23 protein-coding genes and 2 pseudogenes are annotated in these 23,275 nt (G+C 58.5%); 18 read left to right on the top strand and 7 right to left on the bottom strand.

The genetic code is table 11. The annotated features are described in order from the left end of the window. Window positions 1–341: 341 nt before the first annotated feature. Window positions 342–773 carry an IS66 family transposase gene (locus tag LPW30_RS14785; RefSeq protein ID WP_420797725.1) on the bottom strand — a complete coding sequence of 144 codons (432 nt, stop codon included), beginning with the start codon at window positions 771–773 and terminating at the stop codon, window positions 342–344. Continuing rightward, window positions 774–1,521, bottom strand: a pseudogene (locus LPW30_RS14790) (IS5 family transposase). It abuts the gene before it with no gap. Window positions 1,522–1,725: 204 nt separating this feature from the next. Between LPW30_RS14790 and LPW30_RS14795 the strand changes: the two are divergent. Beyond that, entirely contained in the window at window positions 1,726–1,977 is a 252-nt protein-coding gene (locus LPW30_RS14795) for a DUF6444 domain-containing protein (RefSeq protein ID WP_420797726.1), read from the top strand. Window positions 1,978–1,985: 8 nt separating this feature from the next. After that, window positions 1,986–3,134, top strand: a complete 1,149-nt coding sequence (gene tnpC, locus LPW30_RS14800; protein ID WP_239681237.1) for an IS66 family transposase — start codon at window positions 1,986–1,988, stop codon at window positions 3,132–3,134. 984 nt (window positions 3,135–4,118) lie between these two features. Here tnpC and LPW30_RS14805 read toward each other — a convergent pair. Next, on the bottom strand, window positions 4,119–5,642 hold the full coding sequence (locus LPW30_RS14805) for a YfjI family protein (protein ID WP_239681238.1): 1,524 nt from the start codon (window positions 5,640–5,642) through the stop codon (window positions 4,119–4,121). Window positions 5,643–6,746: 1,104 nt separating this feature from the next. Continuing rightward, the gene (locus tag LPW30_RS14810; protein ID WP_239681239.1) at window positions 6,747–7,922 is read right to left on the bottom strand and encodes a tyrosine-type recombinase/integrase; all 1,176 of its coding nucleotides are present in this window, start codon (window positions 7,920–7,922) and stop codon (window positions 6,747–6,749) included. Between the two features lie 378 nt (window positions 7,923–8,300). On the opposite strand from LPW30_RS14810, the gene LPW30_RS14815 reads away from it, so the two are divergent. After that, complete coding sequence (locus LPW30_RS14815) at window positions 8,301–9,323, top strand: RpnC/YadD family protein (RefSeq protein ID WP_239681240.1); 1,023 nt, start codon at window positions 8,301–8,303, stop codon at window positions 9,321–9,323. A 97-nt stretch (window positions 9,324–9,420) separates the two neighbouring features. Here LPW30_RS14815 and LPW30_RS16075 read toward each other — a convergent pair whose 3' ends face one another. Beyond that, complete coding sequence (locus tag LPW30_RS16075; protein WP_274521703.1) at window positions 9,421–9,546, bottom strand: hypothetical protein; 126 nt, start codon at window positions 9,544–9,546, stop codon at window positions 9,421–9,423. A gap of 230 nt (window positions 9,547–9,776) precedes the next feature. Between LPW30_RS16075 and LPW30_RS14820 the strand changes: the two genes are divergently transcribed. The 5 genes from LPW30_RS14820 to LPW30_RS14840 all read left to right on the top strand — a co-directional run bounded on the left by LPW30_RS14820 (window position 9,777) and on the right by LPW30_RS14840 (window position 14,602). Further along, the gene (locus LPW30_RS14820; RefSeq protein WP_239681241.1) at window positions 9,777–10,136 is read left to right on the top strand and encodes a helix-turn-helix domain-containing protein; all 360 of its coding nucleotides are present in this window, start codon (window positions 9,777–9,779) and stop codon (window positions 10,134–10,136) included. A 208-nt stretch (window positions 10,137–10,344) separates the two neighbouring features. Then, window positions 10,345–13,143, top strand: a complete 2,799-nt coding sequence (locus LPW30_RS14825; RefSeq protein WP_239681242.1) for a beta strand repeat-containing protein — start codon at window positions 10,345–10,347, stop codon at window positions 13,141–13,143. A gap of 94 nt (window positions 13,144–13,237) precedes the next feature. Continuing rightward, entirely contained in the window at window positions 13,238–14,020 is a 783-nt protein-coding gene (locus LPW30_RS14830; RefSeq protein WP_239681243.1) for a SapC family protein, read from the top strand. A 133-nt stretch (window positions 14,021–14,153) separates the two neighbouring features. After that, window positions 14,154–14,408 (top strand): DUF4258 domain-containing protein, encoded by a 255-nt coding sequence (locus LPW30_RS14835; protein ID WP_239681244.1) that lies wholly within the window; start codon window positions 14,154–14,156, stop codon window positions 14,406–14,408. A 2-nt stretch (window positions 14,409–14,410) separates the two neighbouring features. Continuing rightward, entirely contained in the window at window positions 14,411–14,602 is a 192-nt protein-coding gene (locus tag LPW30_RS14840) for a DUF2283 domain-containing protein (RefSeq protein ID WP_238625799.1), read from the top strand. Window positions 14,603–14,764: 162 nt separating this feature from the next. On the opposite strand, the gene LPW30_RS14845 is transcribed toward LPW30_RS14840, so the two are convergent. Beyond that, a complete protein-coding gene (locus LPW30_RS14845) occupies window positions 14,765–15,718 on the bottom strand; it encodes a transposase (RefSeq protein WP_239681245.1) in 954 nt (317 codons plus the stop codon). A 131-nt stretch (window positions 15,719–15,849) separates the two neighbouring features. Between LPW30_RS14845 and LPW30_RS14850 the strand changes: the two genes are divergently transcribed. From LPW30_RS14850 to LPW30_RS14885, 10 genes are all read left to right on the top strand, one after another. Continuing rightward, window positions 15,850–16,848, top strand: coding sequence for an RpnC/YadD family protein (locus LPW30_RS14850; protein WP_239681246.1), 999 nt, complete (start codon window positions 15,850–15,852; stop codon window positions 16,846–16,848). A gap of 74 nt (window positions 16,849–16,922) precedes the next feature. Then, entirely contained in the window at window positions 16,923–17,807 is an 885-nt protein-coding gene (locus tag LPW30_RS14855) for an Rpn family recombination-promoting nuclease/putative transposase (RefSeq protein ID WP_239681247.1), read from the top strand. 452 nt (window positions 17,808–18,259) lie between these two features. Next, the gene (locus tag LPW30_RS16220; protein WP_420796968.1) at window positions 18,260–18,499 is read left to right on the top strand and encodes a helix-turn-helix domain-containing protein; all 240 of its coding nucleotides are present in this window, start codon (window positions 18,260–18,262) and stop codon (window positions 18,497–18,499) included. Between the two features lie 104 nt (window positions 18,500–18,603). Then, entirely contained in the window at window positions 18,604–18,840 is a 237-nt protein-coding gene (locus tag LPW30_RS14860; RefSeq protein WP_239681248.1) for a hypothetical protein, read from the top strand. 39 nt (window positions 18,841–18,879) lie between these two features. Next, window positions 18,880–19,014, top strand: a complete 135-nt coding sequence (locus LPW30_RS16080; RefSeq protein ID WP_274520819.1) for a hypothetical protein — start codon at window positions 18,880–18,882, stop codon at window positions 19,012–19,014. Window positions 19,015–19,109: 95 nt separating this feature from the next. Continuing rightward, window positions 19,110–19,901, top strand: coding sequence for a SapC family protein (locus LPW30_RS14865; RefSeq protein ID WP_239681249.1), 792 nt, complete (start codon window positions 19,110–19,112; stop codon window positions 19,899–19,901). Window positions 19,902–19,934: 33 nt separating this feature from the next. Next, complete coding sequence (locus tag LPW30_RS14870; protein WP_239681250.1) at window positions 19,935–20,147, top strand: DUF6447 family protein; 213 nt, start codon at window positions 19,935–19,937, stop codon at window positions 20,145–20,147. Between the two features lie 63 nt (window positions 20,148–20,210). Then, window positions 20,211–20,825 (top strand): hypothetical protein, encoded by a 615-nt coding sequence (locus tag LPW30_RS14875; protein ID WP_239681251.1) that lies wholly within the window; start codon window positions 20,211–20,213, stop codon window positions 20,823–20,825. 55 nt (window positions 20,826–20,880) lie between these two features. After that, window positions 20,881–22,416 (top strand): class I SAM-dependent methyltransferase, encoded by a 1,536-nt coding sequence (locus LPW30_RS14880; RefSeq protein ID WP_239681252.1) that lies wholly within the window; start codon window positions 20,881–20,883, stop codon window positions 22,414–22,416. A gap of 18 nt (window positions 22,417–22,434) precedes the next feature. Next, window positions 22,435–22,944 (top strand): YgjV family protein, encoded by a 510-nt coding sequence (locus tag LPW30_RS14885; protein ID WP_239681253.1) that lies wholly within the window; start codon window positions 22,435–22,437, stop codon window positions 22,942–22,944. 86 nt (window positions 22,945–23,030) lie between these two features. Here LPW30_RS14885 and LPW30_RS14890 read toward each other — a convergent pair. Next, window positions 23,031–23,275 (bottom strand): annotated as a pseudogene (locus LPW30_RS14890) (hypothetical protein); the annotation flags it as partial.

Below are 23,275 nucleotides of genomic sequence, written 5' to 3' on the forward strand. Positions count from 1 at the left end.
CAACGGCAACGGCATGCTGCGCCTGCGATGCGCGCTGTACAACGGCACCTTCGATCGGGTGTTCCAGAAATATCGGTCACAGAAAATCAAAATCTTCGGGACAAAAGCGTAATGCTCCCGTTCCGGCGGAATGAGCACTTGGGCGGGCGTTATGTCACTTTTGGCAGTTACCGTGGCAAGGGGTGGAAAGCGGGATCAGTGCGGGACGTAACGGGTAAGCGTTCAGCCTTCCCGGCGATTCGAGTCGAAAAGGTTGGTCCTGAAAAAGAACCCTTTCCATGGAAGTATGCGTTCACCCCCCCGGCTTGAGTGCCGGTATTACAGCGGCATTCGGCGAGAGGCTATGGGGCAGAGGCGGGTTCAGGCAGAACGGGTGCCGGCTCGCCTTTGCGCCGCTGCTTGACCACCTGAGCCAGGTAGGTCCACGGCGAGACACCGCGCTTGCGGCAGGTTTCGATCACACTGGCGAGGAGCACGAAGACCCGAGAGCCCTGCTCGGTTCGGGTACCCTGGCTGATGCGACGACTGATCACCCAGTGCCGTAAGGCCTGTTCGGCCTCATTATTCGTGATGGGCAACAGCGGGAACTCCAGAACGGCCCAGATCGCTTCCCAGTCATGGATGAACTCTCGCGCCAACTGCCGCGTCTTTTCGTGCGCACAATCCCAGTGATCTACGCACAAGTTACTGAAGGCGTCGAGCTTGCCGCAGTTTTTCTGGTACAGATCGGCCGGAGGCTGTGGCCCTTCCCGGGCCCTAGGGGGCGCTAACAATCAAGCCAGCCATACGACGGCTGACACGAGACAGAGTAGCGACTGGTAGTTCCTTGCCAGCCGCTCATAGCGCGTTGCCACGCGTCTGAACTGTTTGATCTTCTGGAAGAATCTTTCTACCAAGTTACGATCCTTATAGCTGTGCCAGTCGACCTCGATGACATCCAAGCGGTTCTTCCTCGGGGGAATCACTGGCTCGGCACCCATGGCGCGAATACCCTCCCTCAGCGTCGCGGAATCGTAACCCTTGTCAGCTATGACCGCTTTTGGAGAAAAGCCTGCCAGCAATGCCGGGGCAGTACCATACTCAGAGGCCTGGCCCGGGGTGAGAATCAGCCGCACAGGGTTGCCCAAGGCATCGACAGCTGCATGTATCTTGGTGCTCAATCCGCCTCGGGACTTGCCCATCGCCTCGGCGTCCTGAGCGTTTTTTTTGATGCGCCATGCTGATGAACCCTGACGATACTGCCGTCAATCATCAGCTGCTCCAGGTCAGGATCATCGGTCAACGTGTCGGCAATTCGTTGCCAAACCCCCTTTTTCGACCACCTCTCATATAGACGCTATGCCAGCGTCCAAAGTATACGGGCAGATCCCGCCAAGGAGATCCGGTGCGAGCGATCCAAAGGACGGCTTCAATAAACAGACGGTTATCTTTCGCTGTCACACCACAGTCGGTCACTTTGCCGGGGAGAAGAGGTTCAAGCCTCTCCCACTGGTCATCACGTAGCATTAACCCACTGGTCATCACGTAGCATTAAGCGGGGCATCGGTCGTCCAAATACGCCTATGGTACACCTGCCTCGGCAAAATCGCTAATTGTTAACGCCCCCTAGACGCTATCCTGTGGTGAGGATGTTTACCTGCTTATTCCACGTACTTTTCCCGTAGCTATTCAGGCTCCCTGCCCGCAGTCTGCCCATTTTCCCCCCGATAGGCTATCCTGCCCTGTATGAAGCTCCAGCGCCCCACCCAAGCAGAACTCGACGCCATGAGCCACGCGCAGAAGGATGCGCTGATCATGCAGTTGTTCGATGCCTTGGAGACGCTCAGTGCCCGACTGGCCGCGCTGGAGAAGAAGGTGGAGAAGAACAGCCGCAACTCCAGCAAACCCCGTCCTCGGACGGTCTGCGTAAAGGCCCGGCCCAGCCGCGCCAGAAGGGTCAACGACCCAGTGGTGGTCAAAAGGGCCACAAGGGCGTGACCCGGCGGATGGTGAACAATCCTGACGAGGTGAAGGAACTGCGCCCTGAGGGTCGTTGTGCGTGTGGCTGTGACCTGGAAGGACTGCCGGCCACGCTCAAGGAGCGCCGCCAGCAGATCGAGATCCCCGAGCCCCGGATCATCTACACCGAGTTTCGCCGGATGCAGGTGGTGTGCGGTTGTGGCCGCTGCCATTTGGGCGAGTTCCCGGCAGGTGTGACCCCCAACGTGAGCTACGGTCCGCGCCTGAAGGCCTATGCGATTGGTCTGAACCAGGGGCATTTTGTGGCCCTGGAGCGCACTTCTGAGATTTTGGCAGACCAGTATGGCGTGGCCCCATCCGCGGGGACGTTGCAGAACTGGATCCTTGGGATTGCCAATGGCCTGGAGGCGACCTATGAATCGACCCGGGACCAGATTCGTCAGGCCCCTGTGGCTCACTTCGATGAGAGCGGTCTTCGGGTTCAGGGACGCTTGCACTGGCTGCACGTGGCCGCCACGACGGATTCCGTGTACTACACGGTTCACGCCCGGCGGGGTCATGAAGCCATGGACGAGGCCGGGATTCTGCCCCACTTCAAAGGGGTGGCTGTGCATGATCACTGGGCTCCCTACTGGCGCTACACGGGCTGTGAGCACATGTTGTGCAACGCCCACCACCTTCGGGAACTGAACTACAGCGATGAACTCACCGGTCATCTCTGGCCGCGTCTGCTCAGGGAGTCGCTGCTGCAGGCCAATGAGGCCGTGGCGCAGGCCAAGGAACAGGGCCTGACCCACTTACCGAGGGATCAGATCGAAGCGTTTCTCAAGGCCTATGATGAACAAGTGGCCGAGGGGCTGGCTGCCAAGCCACCCCAGGTCGCCGAGGACGGCAGTCGGCGGCGCGTCAAACAGCATCCGGCCACCAACCTGCTGCTGAGGCTGCGGGACTTCCGCGATGCCATCTGGCGCTTTGTGACCGACTGGCGAGTCCCCTTCACCAACAACCTCGCCGAGCGGATGGTCCGCCCCATCAAGGTGAAACTGAAGGTCATTGGTGGCTTCCGGGCCATGGGGGGCACCCGTGCCTTCTGCATCATCCGCTCCGTGTGGGAAACCAGCAAATTACGCGGGCAGAATCCCTTCGAAGTCCTGCGGGTGGCTGCGACAGCCTGAACAGCTACCTTTTCCCATGCCGATCCATGTAGCAGGCCAAGGGCTCTACTCCTGGAAAGTAGACGGATATGAGAACCTGGGTTGACTCGCGCACGATTAACGTTATTGTCATCGTTGAACAGTAAGGTCTCGGCGAGTGTCGATGGTGATCGCTCGCCAATGGCTAGGGAGTGGTGGTGCATGGTCACCCCCCCCCCACTGGTCAGTGCCTCATGGGCCAGCCGGCCGGCCCATGAAGCACTGGATGCCGAGGGTGTGGAGTGGTATCGGTTCTCGATAGCCTCGAATTCGAATAGTGGCAGTTCGCAGTCAACCAGATGCAGATGGCCGGCACACGACAAGGCGCCGCGCCAAGGATTCGTGCACCACCATGCTCGAGCGGTGGCCTTGCCGGTGAGCAGCCAAACTACCACAGGGGCCTTGCGGGCTCATACATATTTGAGCACTGGTCAGTAGCTGGATCATCGGAAGTCTTCGAAGTTCTATCTCTGAGCCACATATTCGCTGCACGCCGCCCCGCATTATCTTTCTTATGAGTCAGAGGCTGGCTCGCAGCCGCAGCCAGCCAGACCTCACGGTAGCGTCTCAGTAGAAACACTTTATCGTGTCTTTCGAAGGTGCGGGCCTCGATGAAACGCCGGTCCTCAATCAAAAGGGCCAGTCCGTCGAGCTCACCCAAATCCCAAGATTTACACCTTTCCGACTCTCGATTGCTCAAGAAAAAGGAGCGAGGTACCTTCACCTTCCTGGAACGTGGCTTTCTCGAAGGTGACAAAACTGACGAAACTGATTCAGTTGTACCATTCTCATGTGTATCAGTACTGCAGGCTGGCGAAGAGGTGGGACACGTACGTGATGCCGCATCGCTTTTTTTCTCCTGCACAGGCGGTGACAAAACCGACGAATAGTCAGTGTTGTCACCGCTGCTCTGCCGGCGCTCCAGTTGTTCCAGCTGCGCTATTCTGTCACTTAGTGCCACGGTCCTCAATCTCCCGCGCAAAGATCCGGGTGAATGTGAAAGACTTCTGTCGATCGACCTGGCCCCTTAGTTTCGACAGGTGCCAAACGTCCAAGCTCAACGAGGTGTCTCAACGCAACCTCGACGTTCTCCTGGTTTAGCAACGTCCACTTCTTCCGATATACATCTCGAGCAGTAAAAGGGTTCGGGAGATCACCTTTTTGTATGTGCTTGTCCAACTCATAGACTGCGAGTGGGAGAGCCGAATTATTGAGCCTGTATATGAACTTCGCATGTTCCTCAAGATACTCACACCAAGCAATCGCTCTTATAAGTGAATCGTAAGAAACAGGGCCGCCTGCTGGATGATCAACTAGATGGAAAAGTAATGATAGCGAAGGAACAAGAGATCGCTGCTTGGCAATCAGTGAATTAAGCAGGGGGTGATCTTCTCCCTTCCGAATGCGATTCTCTAGTACTGAGCGCCATGTCCGGAATTCTTCGTAGGCATCATCGGAGAAACGCAAGTACGGGATGCCTCCATCATCGCAGCTAGCACCAAGCGCGACTGGGTCAATGTTGTCCATGCGGCGGAAGACAGCTTCTGCCTGTTTGAGCGCTTCTTCATCCGGTGCCCTGTCGATATCCACATACTCCTTCAACTGATCCGGGTATATCATTAGCTGGAAGCGCTGAAGGAGTCCATCGTCTCCGGCGCCACCTTCAGAAGCTCTTCTTAAATACTCGTACAGCGGTCCTGGTTGTATGCTCCCGAAAACTGTTAGGCATATTGACTTAACCCGTACTGTGCCTCGCCTGATTCTGTCAAACGTATAGCTTCCAGATCCATTCCAGCCTTCCAGGAAGAATGTTCTTGCGCCTTCTTGTCCAGGGCGTTCAAGATTTTTTATAAGGCCGACAAGTTCATCTCGATAAACAGCAATGCCCCTCGGGTTATCAACGAGCAACTCACCTAGCTTTTCTATCGTTGGGTCACTCGTTACATACCGCTTCTGCGGCGGAGCTTCTTTATCGTAAGAAACTTTTTCCAAAGCAAAATCATAGGCCTTTTCATGATCATTTGCATTGGCGGCTTTTTTGAGATTTTTATCACTCACTTTCTCATAAGCTTCTTTTATCACCATGTCAATCTTATGCTGCAAAAGTTTTTCTGTGTTTGCTTGAGCCGCTTCGTCTTCTAATTTATTTAAGAACCTGTTTGATTCAGCGAAAGCGGGGCTTTTCAGATAGCCAGGTGGGCCAACAATTGCACCCCAGAGATTAATGACGATGGTCCAATCATCGAATTTTTTTGGACGTATGGCTATTTGCCGTCCCACGATGGCGGACAGGGCAATTATTGTGCCCACCGCTATATAATCGGGAGGACACTGCATGCGCTCACTTGCGTCAAGCACCCAGGCGCGCAATGCGCTTGGCAGCATAAGTTCGTTCACTTCGGGGGGTTTGCCTCGGCGGGGCGGTAGCGGCTGGCAAGCTTGGAAATTGACAGAAAATTCGTTGTCTTCAGTTTTCTTGCGAAGTACCATCTTTAAGCTCCCATTCCATGGTTGTGTAATCCAAGTTCTGATGCACACTTTTCAAGTGAGCAATGAATACAATGCTTTTTAGCATGTCCGTATATCTCCATGATCCATGATGTGTCGCCAAGCATGCTTGCGTGTCATCATTCATTTGAGGGGCAATTCTTCCCTGTAAATGATGGGCATATCAAGCCAAGCATGACCCAGTGCACTGCGTCGCGCTATCTATTCGGTCTTTGAGCTATGTTGCCGCTAATGTAGCGCAGGTTTGATTTCTTTCTGCGAGTTACCTCCCGAATCTTTCAGTGAATTAATCGTATACCTGCTTTATGCAGATTGTAAACCCCTTGGTGTGCCTCGATTCTGATTCCCGTGGTCTTGATGTTAGTTTATTTTTTCACTGAAAATCTCAGTAGGATTTAGTCCCTGCTGTTGCGGAAATTCTTTTTTGAAATTTGTGCGTGTGGCGTGGATGTGGTGGCGCATAATAATTTCCATATATTCAGTGGCTTAAGGTGTCAAATGAGGGCGCGCTCAGGTTTTCATTGAGAATCTGAGAGTTATTGCCAGTCTTGAATGAAGTGTTGGCTTTGCCACAAAACCCTTCTAGGGTTTTCAGGAGAAGTTTGTATACCTCAATCCGGTAGTGATCGGGAGCCAAGAATAAAGCAGCTTTGTGGCTGGTGAGGCGTGAGGCTGGCCCCTGAAATGGCGGTCACCAGGATGATTTCTCAGCAAGTAGTAGCTTGCACAGGCTTCGGAATCGCCGTGCAGAGGGTGGGGTGTTCAGGTGCTGGCGACACCATGCAGCTGTCAACTGTATGGTGCGGATATCTATTCCGTCGAGGCTAGAAGACCATTCTTCTTCGAAGTGCTGGGGGTCAGGTATGTCGTCCCAGGTCCGACAGAAATCCGAGTAGATCGCATGCACGACAAACCGAAGTTCGTTGGCTGTGGATGATTTCTGATCGTGATCGTGTGGCATAGGCGCCGTTCCGCTTCTTGAAATAATGCGCCACGCGCGCTCCAGGTGGATCCGGGCTTGCTCGCTCTTATCGCGTTTCTGACCATTGCTCGACCCTTTTGAAGATTGCGTGGTATCGGTGGGCTTCATCGACTCGGTGCGCTCGGTGATGAGCCATAAACGAGCCGGCCGACTTGATTGCTGGCACGAAGCAGTGTCCCCTGATCGAGGTGGGCGTAGCGTTGCGTGGTGCGGATCTGCGTGTGCCCCAGCAGTTTCTGGACCTCATAGAGAGAGTGGCCGCTGTTGACCAGCATGGAGGCGAAGCTGTGCCGGAGGTCATGGATGCGCACATCCGAGAGGTCAGCACGCTTGCGCGCTGTGTTCCAGGAATTAAAGAAATTACCCAGCGGCTCGCCGGTTTCCGGATGGGGGAATAGCCAACGGCTCTTTCGCTGGGTACCAATCTGGTCCAGTAGCTTGAAAAGGGCGTCTGAGATTGGGACGTGGCGCGCCTGGCCGCCCTTGGTTTCGCCGATGCGCCAGATCCGCGAGCCAAAATCGAACTCATCCCAACGGGCTTTGAGCACCTCGCTCTTACGGGCGCCGGTGAGGATCAGCATGGGAATGATGAATCGCAGCATGGGATTCTGGGAGCGCTCCAGCTCCCGGAACAGTCGCTGGGTTTCCTCGGCAGTCAGGTAGCGCTCGCGCTTGTTGTTCTCCTTGTAGAGTGGCACACCGACGGTGGGGTTCTTGGAGACCCCTGCGGTTTCCCATTCCATCGCCAGATTAAAGATGTAGCGGAGCATCACCAGGACCCGGTTGCTGCTGGCCGGCTTGTGAGTTTGGCGATGGGCCTGAATGAGCGAGATGATGTCACCCTTGGTGATCTGGTCCATGGGCCGACTCCCCAGTGAGGGCAGGACATGGTTGCGCAGCAGGCACTCGTCGGTCTGCCAGGAGCGCTTGTAGCTTTGCACGTAGGGGATGTATCGCTCCTGGATGAATCCATTGAGTGTGGGGATCTGATGGCGCGTGCGGCGCTGTTCATTGGGATCCTGGCCCATGGCCACCTGCCCACGGAACTGATCAGCTTTTTGCCGTGCCTGGTCGAGGTTGATGTCGGTTGCATCGCCCAGACGCAGTTGGTGTTGCCGACCATAGGTATCGCGATATCGGAAGTACCAGGTTCGCCCGCCACTGGACCGCACCTCCAGGGTGAGGCCTTTGCACTGGGAGTCGTGGAAATTCTGCTTGCTGGAGCCCTCTGGACAGGTCAGGGACTTCATTTTCTTCACTGAAAGCGCAATGACGGGCATGGCAGGTCTCCGACCTTAAAGATGTACCTTAAGACACTTTTCATATCTAATGATAGCAGTGAACGATCCGTATCGCAAGAGATATCAAGGATATCTTTAACCGCCAGGCACATGCCTCGCAGGGGCTTGGTGCGCCGGAGATGTGCAGGCCTGCAGGGGCTTTCAGGCCTATGCGGGCAGAGGGTATTGGGGCGCGGCATGCCTGATTTAATGTGGGAATAGCTGAGGGTGCTCTCGGTGCCGCGTGTGGGTAGACTGGGGAGCCTCTAGGCGACCTTGATGGTCACCACACAGATGCCGGGCGCCAGTCGCTTTGGCAAGACATGACGACAGCTACACGCCTGGCGAGGCCGCGAAACCCTTGCAACCGGAGTGCACATGACCGAACAAGATGCCGACAGGCCCACAGACCACGATAGCCCCTGGAAGGAGGCCCTGGATTACTACTTCCAGGAATTCACGCAGTTGCTGTTCCCGGCAATCCACGATGTGGTGGACTGGCCCCGGGGTTACAACCCCATGGACAAGGAACTGCAGCAGATCACGGCGGATGCCAACACGGGTCGACGCCATGCGGACAAGCTGATTCAGGTGTATGCCCGGGATGGCAGCGAGACCTGGGTGCTCATTCACGTGGAGGTCCAGGGCGAGCCGGAGGAAGGATTTGCGCAGCGGATGTACACTTACCAGTACCGCTTGCGGGATCGGTACGGGGTGGATGTGGTGAGTCTGGCGGTGCTGGCGGACACCCGCGAGAGCTTTCGGCCCTCGGCCTTTGAATACGAGCGCTGGGGCTGCAAGCTGTCGTTCACGTTTCCCATGGCCAAGTTGATTGACTGGGAAGAGCGCTGGGCGGATCTGGAGGTCAGCGACAACGTCTTTGCCCTGGTGGTGATGGCGCAGATCAAGGCCAAGCGCGTCAAGGATGGTGCTACGCGCAAGGACGTCAAGATCGCCCTGGTTCGGCTGCTGTACGAACGGGGCTACAGTCGGGAGCAGGTCGTGCAGCTGTTCAGGATCATCGACTGGATGATCCAACTGCCCAAGGGGCTGGAACCGGAGTTTGTGCAGGCGGTCTACGCCCTACAGGAGGAGAAGAAGATGCCTTATGTGAACACGATTGAACGCGTTGAGCGAGAGAAAGCGCTTCAGCAGGGGGTTGAGCAAGGGATGGCACAGGGGCTTGAGCGAGGGCTTGAGCGGGGCCTTGAGCGAGGGCTTGAGCGAGGTCGCCATCAGGGTGTGGAAGGCACCCTGCGCAAGCAATTAGCCCTGAAATTTGGAGAGTTGCCAGACTGGGCAGATGAACGTCTGGCCGCTGCCACGGATGCCCAGCTTGATGATTGGGTGTTGCGGATCATGGAGGCAGACAGCCTGGAGTCCCTGCTGGGCAAGCACTGATCCTGTCCTCCCTTCGCGTCTCTCCCCCTGATTGGATCAGTAAAAAGGGCAGCCCTGGTGGCTGCCCTTGTGTCGCGGTCCTGAATGTCCTCCTTTGTCATGTCTCTTCCGAGAATTCTTGATCGGAAGGTTCGGTGGTGGCCGCCACCGGCGTGATTTCTGGATTGGCAGTGCTTTGGCCGGTGCCTGTGTTGGCTTGGCCAGGGGGCAGCATTTCCTTCATGGGACGGTGCTCGAAGCCGTATCGGCGGCCATGAGTAGGGATTCATGGTTCAGATACAGATGTCACTGGGCCCTGATCTGGGGCTTAGGCCGACACTCTGGGCCTCAGGATATCAAGAAAATTCTGTATGCCTGCTGTCGGGCCGGAGCCAAGCGGCCCATTTTTCGATGAAAGTCTGACGGAGGGCGTGATAGGCTCCGCCCTGAAAGATTCACAAAGAGACATTTTTCATGTCTAGCGATCCGTCAGAACCATTCGTATCTCAAGAGATACGAATAATATCTTCTATCAAGTCTGCCAGAGCGGCGTTGGGCTGGACCCAGCCGGAGCTGGCTCAACGTGCAGGCATCTCCAAGGTGGCGTTAGCGCGCCTGGAAGCGGGGCTGGCCAGTCCTCGGCTATCGACACTGACAAAGATCAAGGCTGCGCTCGAGGCGGGTGGCGTGCGCATTGCTGATGATTATCCGCCTGGTGGCTACACCTTGACCGTATTCACCGAGGGTTTGGTGCCCCAGCGGGCTGATGGGAAGGCGGTGGGAGGCCCTGAAGGCTCCAAAAGCGAAAAAAAAGCTTCAAAAACAAACAGATAAAGCATTTTCGTGCGTGAGTAGTGTGCTAGGCCTGAGAATTGCCCGTGTCCATTTGGTAGGAATATGGTAGGAAAGTATCTTGTTGGATTTTATTAATGTCTCTAAGTGACTAATAAGTATCGGTATTTGGGATTTCAGATATTGGACGCTCACTGCAGATGTCAACGAATACGAAGGCACCGAGGGCAACGACACCTTTATCGCAGAGGTGCTGACGCTGACCAACAATACGGTAATTGACGGCAAGGAAGGCACGGACACGCTTCAGGCCGAGATTGTCAATAATGTAGCGCCGACGCTGACGAGTGTTGAGAACCTGTTCTTCACCAACCTGTCTTCGTCCGAGCGCATTGTGAATGCCGAGGACTTTAGCGGCGTTGAGCAGCTTTGGACCAGCGAGAGCAACGGTACTCTGCGCGTTGATAACCTGGGCGACTCTGATGTGACGCTGGGAATTCAGGACACGGGCGCGAACCTGAGTGTTCGTTACGCTTCTGCCGCCCTGGAAGGTGATGACACAGATATCAACGTAGTGCTGGACGGTGCTGCTGGCAGCACGCTGACGCTGCGTCCGCAGAGTCTGACCACTGAGAACGGTGTCAACTCCGTGACGCTGAACTCCACGGGTGATACGGCCAACGAGCTGGCAAATGTTGTGGATGGTCGTCTGACGGGCCGCACGCTGGAGATGCTGACCATTGCTGGCAGCCAGGATCTTGAGATCACGGGCACGCTGCAGTCGCAGATTCACACGATCAACACGGGTGACATGGAAGGCGATCTGGAGTTGACTGCCAACGGTGACGCCTCTGAAGACTTCACCTTCAACGCAGGTGCGATGTCCGGTGACCTGACCTTCACGCTGAACAATGCCGATGATGTCAGCTTTGCTGGCAGCAACATGACCGGCAATGCTGATCTGACGATTGACAACGATGGTGAGTCGCTGATTCGCACGGGTTCTGGTGACGATGTGGTGACCCTGAGTCGCGCGCTGACCAGTGATGACGTGATCAACACGGGTGCAGGTGATGACAAGGTCGTGGCCCAGATTGGCGCTGCTGAAGCCCAGGCTGTGATTCAGAATGCTGAAACCCTAATGCTGAACTTCACGGGTACCGGCACCTTCAACGGTTCAGCGGTTTCCGGTGCAGAAACGCTGATTGCCGAGGGTAATGACATCAACATCAGCAACCTGGCAGGGGGTCTGACCGACGTTCGCATTTTTGAGTCCGGCAGCGGCGATGTGAACATCAGCTACCGCAGTGCTGTCACGGCGGATCTGGTGCTGACCACCGGTGAAGATATCGATGATGACAATGCTGGTGCGGCAGTTGACTTGGGTGCTGCCACCTTCACCAACGTTGGCACGCTGACCATCAACCATGAGACCAACGAAGCTAACGAAGACCTGACCGCTGCTTCTCTGGCATTGGACAACGCCAAGACCACCTCGGTCACGGTGAACAACAACAGTGAAGAAGGCGATGTCGATGTCGGCGACATCGAGACCGGCACCGACGCGCTGACCAGCCTGGAACTGACGGGCAATGGTGAGGGTACGACTCAGGCGGGTGCTGTGAGTGCTGAAAACCTCGAGACCGTCACTCTGACCGCGAATGGCGAAGGTGCAGTCTCCGTCGGTGCGATCACCTCTGAAGAGCTGACCACGGTGGTGGGTGCTGCTGTTGCGGGTAATGTCACGTTTGACGCTATCGAAACCGATTCTGCACTGACGCTGGAGCTGACCGCTCAGGGTTCTGACGACGATGCAACTACCGTGACCACCGGTGCAGTCACTGTCGACGATGCAGCGCTGACGCTGGAAGCCAACGCCACGGATGACGGCGTGATCAACGCTGCCGATGAGCTTACAGCACTCGGCATGACCATCGACGTGGCGTCTGCGGCAGGTGCTGTCACGCTGGGTAATCTGACCAGCGTAAACGATGCCGGCGATGCTTCTGATGCCATCAACCTGAACGTGGCTTCCACTGACGGCGCGGTGGACATTGGCACTATCACGGCTGACGAAGAAGGCGGTAGCCTGGTCGCTGACCTGAACGTCACCGGCGACGCTGGTGGGCTCACTGCTGGTGAAATTAATGTAGACGGTGACATCACGCTGGTTGTGGCATCCGGTGTGGCTGCTGCCACGATTGCGGCTGCCGGCATCACCAGTGCCGAAGGCGACATCGTTCTGGATCTCACCAACGGTGGTGGCACCATGGCAGTGGCCGGAACTGATGACATTACCGCCACCGATGGCGATGTCACCATTGACGCCACGGCGACCGATGCCAGCAGCACAAACCTGGGCGTGCTGACCTTCGGCGCGATCACGGCGGGCGACGATACTGCTGATAACACCGGCAACGTCACGATCAATGTGGATTCGGCCGAGGGTGATGTGACGTTCGGCGCCATTACTGCCGAAGAAGAAGGTGCGGTCGTTGTTGAGTTGAGTTCTGAAGGCGGCGATGTGGCGTTTGGTGCTGTTACCGGCAACACGGTTGCGATGGAACTGGACTCGGGCGGTGACGTCACGCTTAACGGGGGCATCGAAGCCAAAGAAGACGACGGCGAGTCAGCGACGATCAATCTGGTGCTCTCTGGGGAGGGCAATTTCATTCTTGGCACCCTGGAGACAGATGGTGATAACTTCGTCAGCATCGATGCCAGTGATTTGGAGGGTACCCTCACTGCTGAGATCGACTCCAGCGGCGACGATGTGATCGTACTCAATGGTAACGGCGGCAGACTTGACTTCATCGCTGACGATGGTACCGATCCGGAGATCGGTGACAATGTCATCGAGGGCTGGGCATCCGGAATGGAACTTGCCATTGATGGCACCGCAGTGGTCACCACCGCCGGCCTGTTTGATGGTGGCGGCGGAGATTATGAGCAAGAAGTGGTCGATGGTAACTTGGTGATCAGTTTTGATAGTGCGGCTGGTACTGGTTCCATCACACTGATTGGTATCGGTGAGGAACTCGCCGTCTAAATTGCCTGGCGTGTTGTACCTAGGCATCTAATAGTGCCATGACTAAACCCCGTCCTTTGCAAGCAAGGGGCGGGGTTTTTTATTGGGAGGAACGATGTACAAAGAGTTACAGGCATTGACGCCGGAGGCGCATCGAGATTGGCGAGTCCCGGCGGTTCATCAGGACTGGCGATTTGCTGCTGGAGAGAATTTGGTGCCGCTGATTTACAGTGAGGTGGCGGATGCAGCGCGTGAGTTTCCGTTGGTGTTCATGGAGGGCAAGCCGCTGGTGTATGCGTTGCTGGGCTTGGAGTCTGGTGTGAACGCGTATGTGGGTCGAGAAGGTGATTGGCGTGCGACGTACCAACCTGCGCGTTTACGAGCGTACCCGTTTGGTTTGTCGCCAGTGGGTGAAGGCGATCGTTATGCGCTGGTTTTGGATGCGGCATATACGCCAGTGGGAGAGCTTGGGGAGTCGTTGTTTGATGGAGATGACAAGCCGACAGCATTTGTTCAGGGTCGTTTGGAGTTTCTCAAGCGTTTGCACCAGGGTCAGGGTTTGACGGAGAGGTTGGTGAGTGCGCTGCGTGATGTGGGTGTGTTGGTACCCTTGGGTGTACGTGTTCGTGATGCGCAAGGTCAAATGAAACGTCTGGAGGGCGTTGAGCAGGTGGATGAAAAGGCGCTGAATGGGTTGGATGATGCTCGATTCAATGAGTTGCGTCGTAGTGGTGCGTTACCGTTGGCGTACGCGAGTTTGTTATCGTTGGCGAACATGCGATTGGGTCCGATAGCGGGACATTATCGCCAGATGCCTGATCAAGGGTCGAAGCCAGAGGGGTTGGATATGGAGAGTCTGTTTGGGCACGGTGATGATTTGAGTTTTGATTTTCACTGAGTTATAGGCTAAATCGTGGTCGGAGGAAGGACAGGCACTCTTGAGTACTTTTGTCGGAGATTCGCCTGATGGGCCCTTATGTCAAATATCCTATTATCCTTTTCCCGTACTCATGACACAGCGGTGAGCCTTGATGTTCTCTCAGCGATTCGGCTTGGAAGTGCAGATTACGCGCCACGCACGTGAGCGTATGGCGCAAAGAAATATCACTGAGGCTATGCTAGGTGAACTTCTGGAAACCGGTCAGGTGCGCCATAAGGACCATACTCGCCTATGGGTCGCCAAGGCCATGGAAGGGCGCCATGATAATCTTGTTTGTGCCGCCGTGGTTGTTGAAGATAGACTCGTCGTCAAGACCGTCATGCATCACTTCCAATGGGAGGATTAGCCATGCGTACCACATACGATGAAGCCGACGATATCCTGGTTGTCCATCTTTCCGACAAGGTGATTGCCAAGGAAGCCTCGCAGGACTGGAACACCCACATCAGCTACGCGAAAGATGGAACAATCGTGGAAATCGTGATTTTGGAAGCTTCCAAGCAGGGAGCTTGGCCTCTGTTGCGTAGCGATGCAGCCTAGTTTTCTCCATGCTTCGAGCCGACAACCCGGCATTTTCCCCTGAGAGCCAGGGGAGAGGGACAGCCACTCGTGAGTGCTCATCTCAACCCCATCCCCTGAACACCAACCACGGCCTCACCTCGGCATGACCACCGCAGGGGAGCAACCGCTCAGGGAGGGCCCTCAGGCCGTTGATTGTCGTCGCTGTGGCCGGTACAACGCCTCAAACCGTGTGCTCTGGTCCAACCACTGATCCGGGGTGAGCCCCAGGCGCTGCAGGATCGGCGGCAGGGTGTTGGCAATGGCGCCTTTCTTTCTTGGGTCGATGGCCCGTCCGGTGTAGTCCACCAGCGCCAGGTAGTCCTCAAACGCAAAGGGAATGCCGGGCTGTTCCCGATCCGCGAACGCCCCTTCAAACGGTAGCAGGGGCTTCACCAGGCCATCGAACCGTAGCAAGGCCTCCCTCTGCATCTGTTCACGCACGGCCTGGGCCAGCTCGAACCGGGGCGCAATCCGCTCCCGGATGCTGGTGTGTTCCGAAGCCTCCGGGGTGGCCGCCATCCCGGCCCGCACGGGGTTGAGATCCACATAGGCCATGCAACTGAGCAGCGCGGCCTCGGTGCGCAGCGCCTGGGACTTGAATCGTGCCTCCCAGAAGTGCCCGGTACAGCCGTCCTCCTGATTGGCCTGCCGGGCGATGGGTTCGTTGAGGCACTTCATGAACCAGCTCAGGTCTGCCAGTCGTTGCCGGTAGCATTGGGTGAACTCCGCCACCTGGGCCAACTCGTAGCTTTCCTGCGGGTCCCCGGCCAGATACCGCTGGACCAGCAGTGGCCCCTTGAACAGGCAACTCCAGCGCCGCAGCACCTCGTCATCGGACCACTGCTCGGCCTGCGCGGGGTCCAGCTTGACCACCACATGATAATGGTTCGACATGACGGCGTAGGCGGCGATGTCCACGGCGAACAAGGAGGCCAGTAGCCGGATGCGATCCTCGATCCATTGTCGGCGGTGCTCATAGCTCTTGCCGGTGGTCTGATCCTGCCCACACAGGAAGGTGCGCCGCACACAGCGGGAGACGACGTGGTAGTAGGGGGTGTCGGTGATGGATATCTGTTGGCTACGGGGGCGTGGCATGGCGGGTCCTTCCTGGACGGTGGTTCCCGGTCCGATCCTGTGGCCGGGTTATGGGTAGATTAGCGCAGCGGCGGACTGCTCTTGAAGGGGGGTAGGGCGTGGTAAAGTGGAGGGCTGCAACAGGAGTGCGCATGACCGAACAAGATGCCGACAGGCCCACGGACCACGACAGCCCCTGGAAGGAGGCCCTGGATTACTACTTCCAGGACTTCACGCAGTTGCTGTTCCCGGCAATCCACGGTGAGGTGGACTGGCCCCGGGGTTACAACCCCATGGACAAGGAACTGCAGCAGATCACGGCGGATGCTAACACGGGTCGACGCCATGCAGACAAGCTGATTCAGGTGTATGCCCGGGATGGCAGCGAGACCTGGGTGCTCATTCATGTGGAAGTCCAGGGCGAGCCGGAGGAAGGATTTGCGCGGCGGATGTACACTTACCAGTACCGCTTGCGGGATCGGTACGGGGTGGATGTGGTGAGTCTGGCGGTGCTGGCGGACACCCGCGAGAGCTTTCGGCCCTCGGCCTTCCTGTACGAGCGCTGGGGCTGCAAGCTGTCGTTCACGTTTCCCATGGCCAAGTTGATTGACTGGGAGGCCCGGTGGGCGGATCTGGAAGCCAGCGACAATGTCTTTGCCCTGGTGGTGATGGCGCAGATCAAGGCCAAGCGCGTCAAGGATGGTGCCACGCGCAAGGACGTCAAGATCGCCCTGGTTCGGCTGCTGTACGAACGGGGCTATAGCCGCGAGCAGATCGTGCAGCTGTTCAGGATCATCGACTGGATGATCCAGCTGCCCCGAGAGCTGGAACCGGGTTTTGTGCAGGCGGTCTACGCCTTACAGGAGGAGAAGAAAATGCCTTACGTGAACACGATTGAACGGGTTGAGCGAGAGAAAGCGCTTCAGCAGGGGGTTGAGCAGGGGATGGCGCAGGGGCTTGAGCGAGGGCTTGAGCGAGGTCGCCATCAAGGGGTGGAAGGTACCCTGCGCAAGCAATTAGTCCTGAAATTTGGAGAGTTGCCAGACTGGGCAGACGCACGCCTGGCCGCTGCCACGGATGCCCAGCTTGATGATTGGGTGTTGCGGATTATGGAGGCAGACAGCCTGGAGTCCCTGCTGGGCAAGCACTGACCTTGTACTCATCCCGTCTCCTTCTGGCGTTGGGCTGGAAAAGGGATGGGGTGAGGCGTTGCGACAGAGGTTTCATGAGCGAGCTACTTGACCCCACCAACGACTATGTCTTCAAACGGCTGTTCGCCGAGGCGCCGGATTTGGTGGTGGATCTGATCAACGATCTGCGTCCGGACCTACCCGACATTGCTTCGGTGGAGATCATGAATCCCAATATCGAGCCGACCGAGCTGACAGGCAAGTACATCATTTTAGACGTGCTGGCTCGTGATAGTGACGGTCACTGCTACAATGTTGAGGTGCAGGTACGTCGCTACGGTGCCTGGCACAAGCGGGGACTGTTCTACTTGGCCCGCACGCTGGGCAGTCAGTTGAGCGCCGGGGAGGATTATCAGGAGCTGCGTGCCTCAGTGGGTCTGCATCTGCTGGACTTTGAGCTGTTTACGGAAACGGCCGCAGAGCGTGAGCAGGCCGTCTGGCGTTTCGAAATGCGGGATGAACGCCAGCCTGATGTGACGTTGGGGAACATCCTGCAGATGAACCTGATCGAATTGAACAAGGCGGATCGCCTGGGCTTGCCGGAAGGCCCGCTGCGCGCCTGGATAACCTTCTTTAAGCACTGGCAGGAGGAACTCACTATGGCCAAGGTTGCCCATGAGCCGGTCAAGCGCGCGATGAGCCGTATCCGTGAGCTTAGCGCTGACGAGGAAACCCGCCGCTTGGCGTTTGTGCGGGAACGGGCGCTGCGAGATGAGGTGTCGTTGCTGAATGATGCGAAGCGTGAGGGACGCCATGAAGGTGTGGAAGGTACCCTGCGTAAACAAATACCCCTGAAATTTGGAGAGTTGCCAGACTGGGCAGACGCACGCCTGGCCGCTGCCACGGATGCCCAGCTTGATGATTGGGTGATGCGGATCATGGAGGCAGACAGCCTGGAGTCCCTGCTGGGCAAGCACTGATCCTGTCCTCCCTTCGTCTCTTCCCCTGATTGGGCCAGCAAAAAAGGGCGGCCCTGGTGGCTGTCCTTGTGTCGCGGTCCTGAATTCCCTCCTTTGCCATGGCTCTTCCGAGAATTCTTGATCGGAAGGTTCGGTGGTGGCCGCCACCGGCGTGATTTCTGGATTGGCAGTGCTTTGGCCGGTGCCTGTGTTGGTTTGGCCAGGGGGCAGCATTTCCTTCATGGGGCGGTGCTCGAAGCCGTATCGGCGGCCATGAGTAGGGATTCATGGTTCAGATACAGATGTCACTGGGCCCTGATCTGGGGCTTAGGCCGGCACTCTGGGCCTCAGGATATCAAGGAAATTCTGTATGCCTGCTGTCGGGCCGGAGCCAAGCGGTCCATTTTTCGATGAAAGTCTGACGGAGGGCGTGATAGGCTCCGCCCTGAAAGATTCACAAAGAGACATTTTTCATGTCTAGCGATCCGTCAGAACCATTCGTTTCTCAAGAGATACGAATAATATCTTCTATTAAGTCCGCCAGAGCGGCGTTGGGCTGGACCCAGCCGGAGCTGGCTCAACGTGCAGGAATCTCCAAGGTGGCGTTAGCGCGCCTGGAAGCGGGGCTGGCCAGTCCTCGGCTATCGACACCGTTGCTGAAAGGTAGCGGGGGTTTTTCTTTTGTGGGGTGTATCCGAAGTCGGGAGTGCTGATGATGTTGGAGTTGCTGACCGAAGCGGGCGAGGCAAAAATTGCACTGCCTATAGAGTTAGGCGGCTGAGCTAGAGCGCTCTTCAACAAAGGTTTCCACTTCCGCATGATCGATATCGTCGTCTTCATCCTGTTGCAAATCCTGCTGGGCGCTATCTTTCTTTGGGCGCTCTACCAGGATCATCTACGCCCACGCATACCCCGAATGAAGCGTTGCCTGCACCGCTGGCTGTCCCGCATTGTCCCGAAGGCATCCCATTCAAGCCGGGTCGAGATCACTGATACGGTGGACGCCACTGTTCGCCGAGGCGAGAAATCCATGGCGGTTATCACGGGCATGTAAGCCAGCACTGTGGCCCTGAACTGTGCCCTGATCCCTCATGTGAACCTGATCGCGGGTGCGACCGTGACCGTGCTCCTGATAAACTGGTGGCTGTTGTCGTACCTGTTTTTCTTCAGTGGCTGGTGGCGCAACCGGATCATCCTGCCGCTGCATCGACGTATCCGGCGGGATTGAAGCGCCCGGGTCGCGTCCCGCCTGTCCACTGTCCCTATCTGTGGGGGTGACCCTGGCATCCCGGGAGTCACGGCCCTCGCTATGGAGAACACCCCATGTACAAGAACCTGCAACCGCTCCAGAGCACCCGGCATGGCCAGCTTCGTCTGAACCCGGAGGGGGGCTATGCCTATGCGGGCCAGGAGAACTTCGCTCCCGTCTTCCTCCAGGAGCTGCCCAACCTGGTGCGGGAGTATTTCATCTGCTTCCCCAACAACCAGACGGACCTGCCGCATGTGCTGCTGGGGTTTGTGAAGGACAAGAACGCCTACGTGAGTCCCCACGGGCAGTGGCTGGGCAGCTACGTGCCGGCCTACCTGCGGCGTTATCCCTTCAGCCTGGCCCGCGGCGACGACCAGGCCTCGGATACCTTCACCGTGGCTCTGGATGAGCAAGCGGATTGTCTGGGGGGTGATCTGGGCGAGCCGCTGTTTACCGAGCAGGGCGCGCCCAGCGAGGCCCTGGAAGCCAGGATCCAGCTCCTCAAGGGCATCGAGGCACAGCGTCAGCGTACCCAGGAGGCGGTGCGTGAGATCGAACGTCAGGGGCTGTTCAAGATGGAGCAGCTCAGTATCCAGCGCCGGGATCAGCCGGTGGCCAACATCGGCGGCCTGCGCATGGTCGATTCCGACGCCCTGGAAGCCCTGGATGGCGAGGCCCTCAAGCGTTTGCAGAGCCTGGGTGCCCTGGAGTTGATCCACGCCCACCGTCTCTCCCTGTCCAACCTGCGCGTGGGTCTGCTGGCCGGTGGGGGCTCTCACACCCAGAAGCAGAAAGACCCTCTGGCGGGTCTGTCGGCGAATCAATTGTTCGGCGATGATGACCTGCAGTTTCGTTTCGACCACTGATCCATCCACTCAACCCTCATCAGGAGTTTCCCCATGGCAGAAGCCACGAATCCCGGCACGATCACCATCGACGGTCAGCAGTACGATGTGAACAGCCTTTCCGAGAACGCTCGATCCCAGATCGCCAACCTGCGGATCACGGACCAGGAGATCCAGCGTCTGCAGCAGCAACTGGCCATTGCCCAGACGGCACGTGCGGCGTACGCGCAGGCACTGGAGGCGGAGTTGGCCAAGGGCGAACAGTGAGGGAGCAGGGGATCATGTGCGCCGTTCCCGGTGGCCTCGGTGCGTCAAGCGCGGTTGCCCACCATGCCTGAACCCGGCCCCACCACCTATCCCAAGGCCACACAGATCACCCTGGGCCATGCGCCCCGGGAGGATCGCCTGGCCATGGACCTGACCCTGATGAGCAAGCCCCTGCCAGGCGAGACGGCTGCCTCGACAGCCCCGATGCGCCGTGCCTGGCTCACGCGCCGCGTGGTGGCGGCCACTCTGGCCAAGCTCAGCGAGGTGATTGGTCAGTCCCACCCGGCGGCCGAGCGCACGCCGGACCCGGATGAGGTGCTACAGATGGAGCACCTGGCCGCCGTGGCCAGCAAGAGCCCGGCGCCCCAGGGCGGTGATCCCGCCTCGGCCCGGTCGTCAGCCTCTGCGCCGACGCCGGGGCCCACCCCCGACCCGGAGGGCTATCTGATCACCGAGCTGCAGATCGAGGCCCAGGCGGCGCATGTGGTGATGGGCCTGTGGGGTGAGCCCCTCAGTGCCCCGGGGCAGGGCATGCCGGTGGCGGCCCTGAAGCTCTCCCGGCATCATGCCCACCAGATCCTGCGCCTGCTGCAATCCACCAGTGCCAAGGCCCAGTGGGGCCTGGAACACCCGGCCCAATGGATGCAGCCCATGCAGGTGCCGGGACAGAAGAACTGAGGGGCGCGCCGCGCCCCGACCTGATCACAACGCAGACTGGACAAGGAACACCCCCATGACCGACTGGACTGCCGGCTATGTGGCCGATGTGGGCTACACCTACGGCTACTACCCCGAACTCAACCCCCTGCGCACCCGCCTGGCCCTGCTCAACGCCGGCCTGGTGCCGCCGCCTTTGCACACCGCCTGCGAGCTGGGCTTTGGCCAGGGCCTGAGCGTGAACCTGCATGCCGCCGGCAGCGCCATCCAGTGGCACGGCACCGACTTCAACCCGGCCCAGGCGGGCTTTGCCCAGGAACTGGCCCAGGTGGCGTCGGCCGGGGCGCACCTGACCGATGAAGCCTTTGCCGAGTTCTGCACCCGTGATGACCTGCCGGACTTTGACTACATTGGCCTGCATGGCATCTGGAGCTGGATTTCCGACGCCAATCGGGCAGTGATCGTGGACTTTTTGAGGCGCAAGCTGAAGGTGGGCGGCGTGCTGTACATCAGCTACAACACCCAGCCCGGCTGGGCGGCCATGGTCCCCATGCGCGACCTGCTCACCGAACACGCGGAAGTGCTGGGCGCCGATGGGGCCGGCATCGTCAACCGCATCGACAGCGCCCTGGACTTTGCCGAGCAACTGCTGGCCGCCCAGCCCACCTATGCCCGGGCCAACCCGCAGATTGCCGAGCGTATCCGCAAGATGAAGGAGCAGAACCGCCACTACCTGGCCCATGAATACTTCAACCGTGACTGGCAGCCCATGGGCTTTGCCCGCATGGCCGACTGGCTGGCCCCGGCCAAGCTGCAGTGGGCCTGCTCGGCCCACACCCTGGATGCCATCGATGCGGTCAACCTCACGGCGGACCAGCAGAAGCTGCTCAACGGCATTCCCGACCCCATGTTCCGTCAGACGGTACGGGATTTCTGCGTCAACCAGCAGTTCCGGCGAGACTACTGGGTGAAGGGCGCACGCCGACTCTCCACCCTGGAGCAGGCCGAGGCGGTGCGTCTGCAGCGGGTGGTGCTGGTCAAGCCCCAGACCGATGTCAGCCTCAAGGTGAACGGCAGTCTGGGCGAGGCCACCTTGCAGGAGAACGTGTACCGCCCGTTCCTGGCGCAGTTGGCCGACCATCGCCCGCAGACCCTGGGGCAGTTGGAGAAGGCCCTGAAGGACCAGGGCCTCAACCTGGCCCAAGTGCTGCAGGCCGCCCTGGTCCTCAGCGCCACCGGTGCCCTGCTGCCGGCCCGGGAAGAGGCCGCCATCGGCAAGGCGCGCAAGCACACCGACCGGCTCAACAGCCACCTGATCCACAAGGCCCGCAGCCACACCGACCTGGGCCACCTGGCCAGCCCGGTCACCGGCGGCGGCATCCACGTACCGCGTTTTCATCAGCTCTTCATGTTGGCCCGCAGCCAGGGCCACAAGCAGCCCCAGGAATGGGCCCGGTTCGTGTGGGACATCCTCTCCCAGCAGGGCCAGCGCCTGGTGAAGGAAGGCAAGCCCGTGGAGGGTGCCGAGGCCAACGTGGCCGAACTCACCGAGCAGGCCCAAGGCTTTGCCGACCAGCAGTTGCCGATCCTCAAGGCGCTGCAGATCGTCTGAGCCGGCTCAAGGCGCTGAATGGGCCCGGGTCTGTGGCTGGCCTATGCCATTGGCACGGTGGGGGTGGGCGTGGAGTGGCGCGCCTACCTGCACCCGGATGGCCGGGCCTTTCGGCGCTGGTCGGCGGCGGCAGCGCTGCTGTGGTCGGTCATGTACCTGCTGCTGGGCGCCTGGACCGCCGCCCTGGGCATGGCCACCACCGCACTGCGCACCCTGGTCTCCGGCTGGCTGCGCCGACCGATGCACAAGCACCTGGCGGCCACCGGATTCGTGCTGGCATTCATGGTGCTCACGGCGATCACCTGGCAGGGTGTGGTGTCCCTGCTGCCGGCCTTTGCGGTGATCAACACCACCCTGGCGCTGTTCTACCTGGACAACCGCCGCATGCGCATCGCCCTGCTGGCCTCCAGCGCCGCCTGGATCGCCAATGACCTGTATTGGCACGCCTGGCCGGCCCTGATCGCCGAAGTCGTGGTGGTGGGGTTGAATGTGCGGACGATCTGGCGGTTGCGGGGGGAGGGGGTGTGAGCCATGGCGGTCTAACGGCCGTGTCGGGGTGAGCCCCCTCCGAGGTGACATCCATGCCAGCAGGTCTTTGCCAGAACGGGCACAGCTCAATGCATGGGCGGTGTGTCCTTGAAGACATCCTCTATGCGGTCGGCGATGAGCAGACGGGCCGACCACGCCTTGATCTGGGGTTCGTCAGCCTTTTCGATCGAGTCCTGATAGGCCTTGGGAGCTTGTGACCCAAATTTATGTTCCAGTAGCCAGATGAGCATCTGGGCCTCGCCTTTCTGCACGCCCTTGGCTTCGCCGCGATCCATCCATTCCTGAGCCAGCGACATGGTGAGTGCCTCCA

It is taken from the genome of Ectothiorhodospira variabilis, from assembly GCF_022227625.1.
Lineage (GTDB): Bacteria > Pseudomonadota > Gammaproteobacteria > Ectothiorhodospirales > Ectothiorhodospiraceae > Ectothiorhodospira > Ectothiorhodospira haloalkaliphila.

Bases quoted from the DNA above. Each gene is read 5' to 3' on its own strand.
- LPW30_RS14795 (WP_420797726.1), top strand. From the start codon at position 1,726: ATGAAGCTCCAGCGCCCCACCCAAGCAGAACTCGACGCCATGAGCCAC.
- tnpC (WP_239681237.1), top strand. From the start codon at position 1,986: ATGGTGAACAATCCTGACGAGGTGAAGGAACTGCGCCCTGAGGGTCGT.
- LPW30_RS14805 (WP_239681238.1), bottom strand. From the start codon at position 5,642: ATGGTACTTCGCAAGAAAACTGAAGACAACGAATTTTCTGTCAATTTC.
- LPW30_RS14810 (WP_239681239.1), bottom strand. From the start codon at position 7,922: ATGCCCGTCATTGCGCTTTCAGTGAAGAAAATGAAGTCCCTGACCTGT.
- LPW30_RS14815 (WP_239681240.1), top strand. From the start codon at position 8,301: ATGACCGAACAAGATGCCGACAGGCCCACAGACCACGATAGCCCCTGG.
- LPW30_RS16075 (WP_274521703.1), bottom strand. From the start codon at position 9,546: ATGAAGGAAATGCTGCCCCCTGGCCAAGCCAACACAGGCACCGGCCAA.
- LPW30_RS14820 (WP_239681241.1), top strand. From the start codon at position 9,777: ATGTCTAGCGATCCGTCAGAACCATTCGTATCTCAAGAGATACGAATA.
- LPW30_RS14830 (WP_239681243.1), top strand. From the start codon at position 13,238: ATGTACAAAGAGTTACAGGCATTGACGCCGGAGGCGCATCGAGATTGG.
- LPW30_RS14835 (WP_239681244.1), top strand. From the start codon at position 14,154: ATGTTCTCTCAGCGATTCGGCTTGGAAGTGCAGATTACGCGCCACGCA.
- LPW30_RS14840 (WP_238625799.1), top strand. From the start codon at position 14,411: ATGCGTACCACATACGATGAAGCCGACGATATCCTGGTTGTCCATCTT.
- LPW30_RS14845 (WP_239681245.1), bottom strand. From the start codon at position 15,718: ATGCCACGCCCCCGTAGCCAACAGATATCCATCACCGACACCCCCTAC.
- LPW30_RS14850 (WP_239681246.1), top strand. From the start codon at position 15,850: ATGACCGAACAAGATGCCGACAGGCCCACGGACCACGACAGCCCCTGG.
- LPW30_RS14855 (WP_239681247.1), top strand. From the start codon at position 16,923: ATGAGCGAGCTACTTGACCCCACCAACGACTATGTCTTCAAACGGCTG.
- LPW30_RS16220 (WP_420796968.1), top strand. From the start codon at position 18,260: ATGTCTAGCGATCCGTCAGAACCATTCGTTTCTCAAGAGATACGAATA.
- LPW30_RS14860 (WP_239681248.1), top strand. From the start codon at position 18,604: ATGATCGATATCGTCGTCTTCATCCTGTTGCAAATCCTGCTGGGCGCT.
- LPW30_RS14865 (WP_239681249.1), top strand. From the start codon at position 19,110: ATGTACAAGAACCTGCAACCGCTCCAGAGCACCCGGCATGGCCAGCTT.
- LPW30_RS14870 (WP_239681250.1), top strand. From the start codon at position 19,935: ATGGCAGAAGCCACGAATCCCGGCACGATCACCATCGACGGTCAGCAG.
- LPW30_RS14875 (WP_239681251.1), top strand. From the start codon at position 20,211: ATGCCTGAACCCGGCCCCACCACCTATCCCAAGGCCACACAGATCACC.
- LPW30_RS14880 (WP_239681252.1), top strand. From the start codon at position 20,881: ATGACCGACTGGACTGCCGGCTATGTGGCCGATGTGGGCTACACCTAC.
- LPW30_RS14885 (WP_239681253.1), top strand. From the start codon at position 22,435: ATGGGCCCGGGTCTGTGGCTGGCCTATGCCATTGGCACGGTGGGGGTG.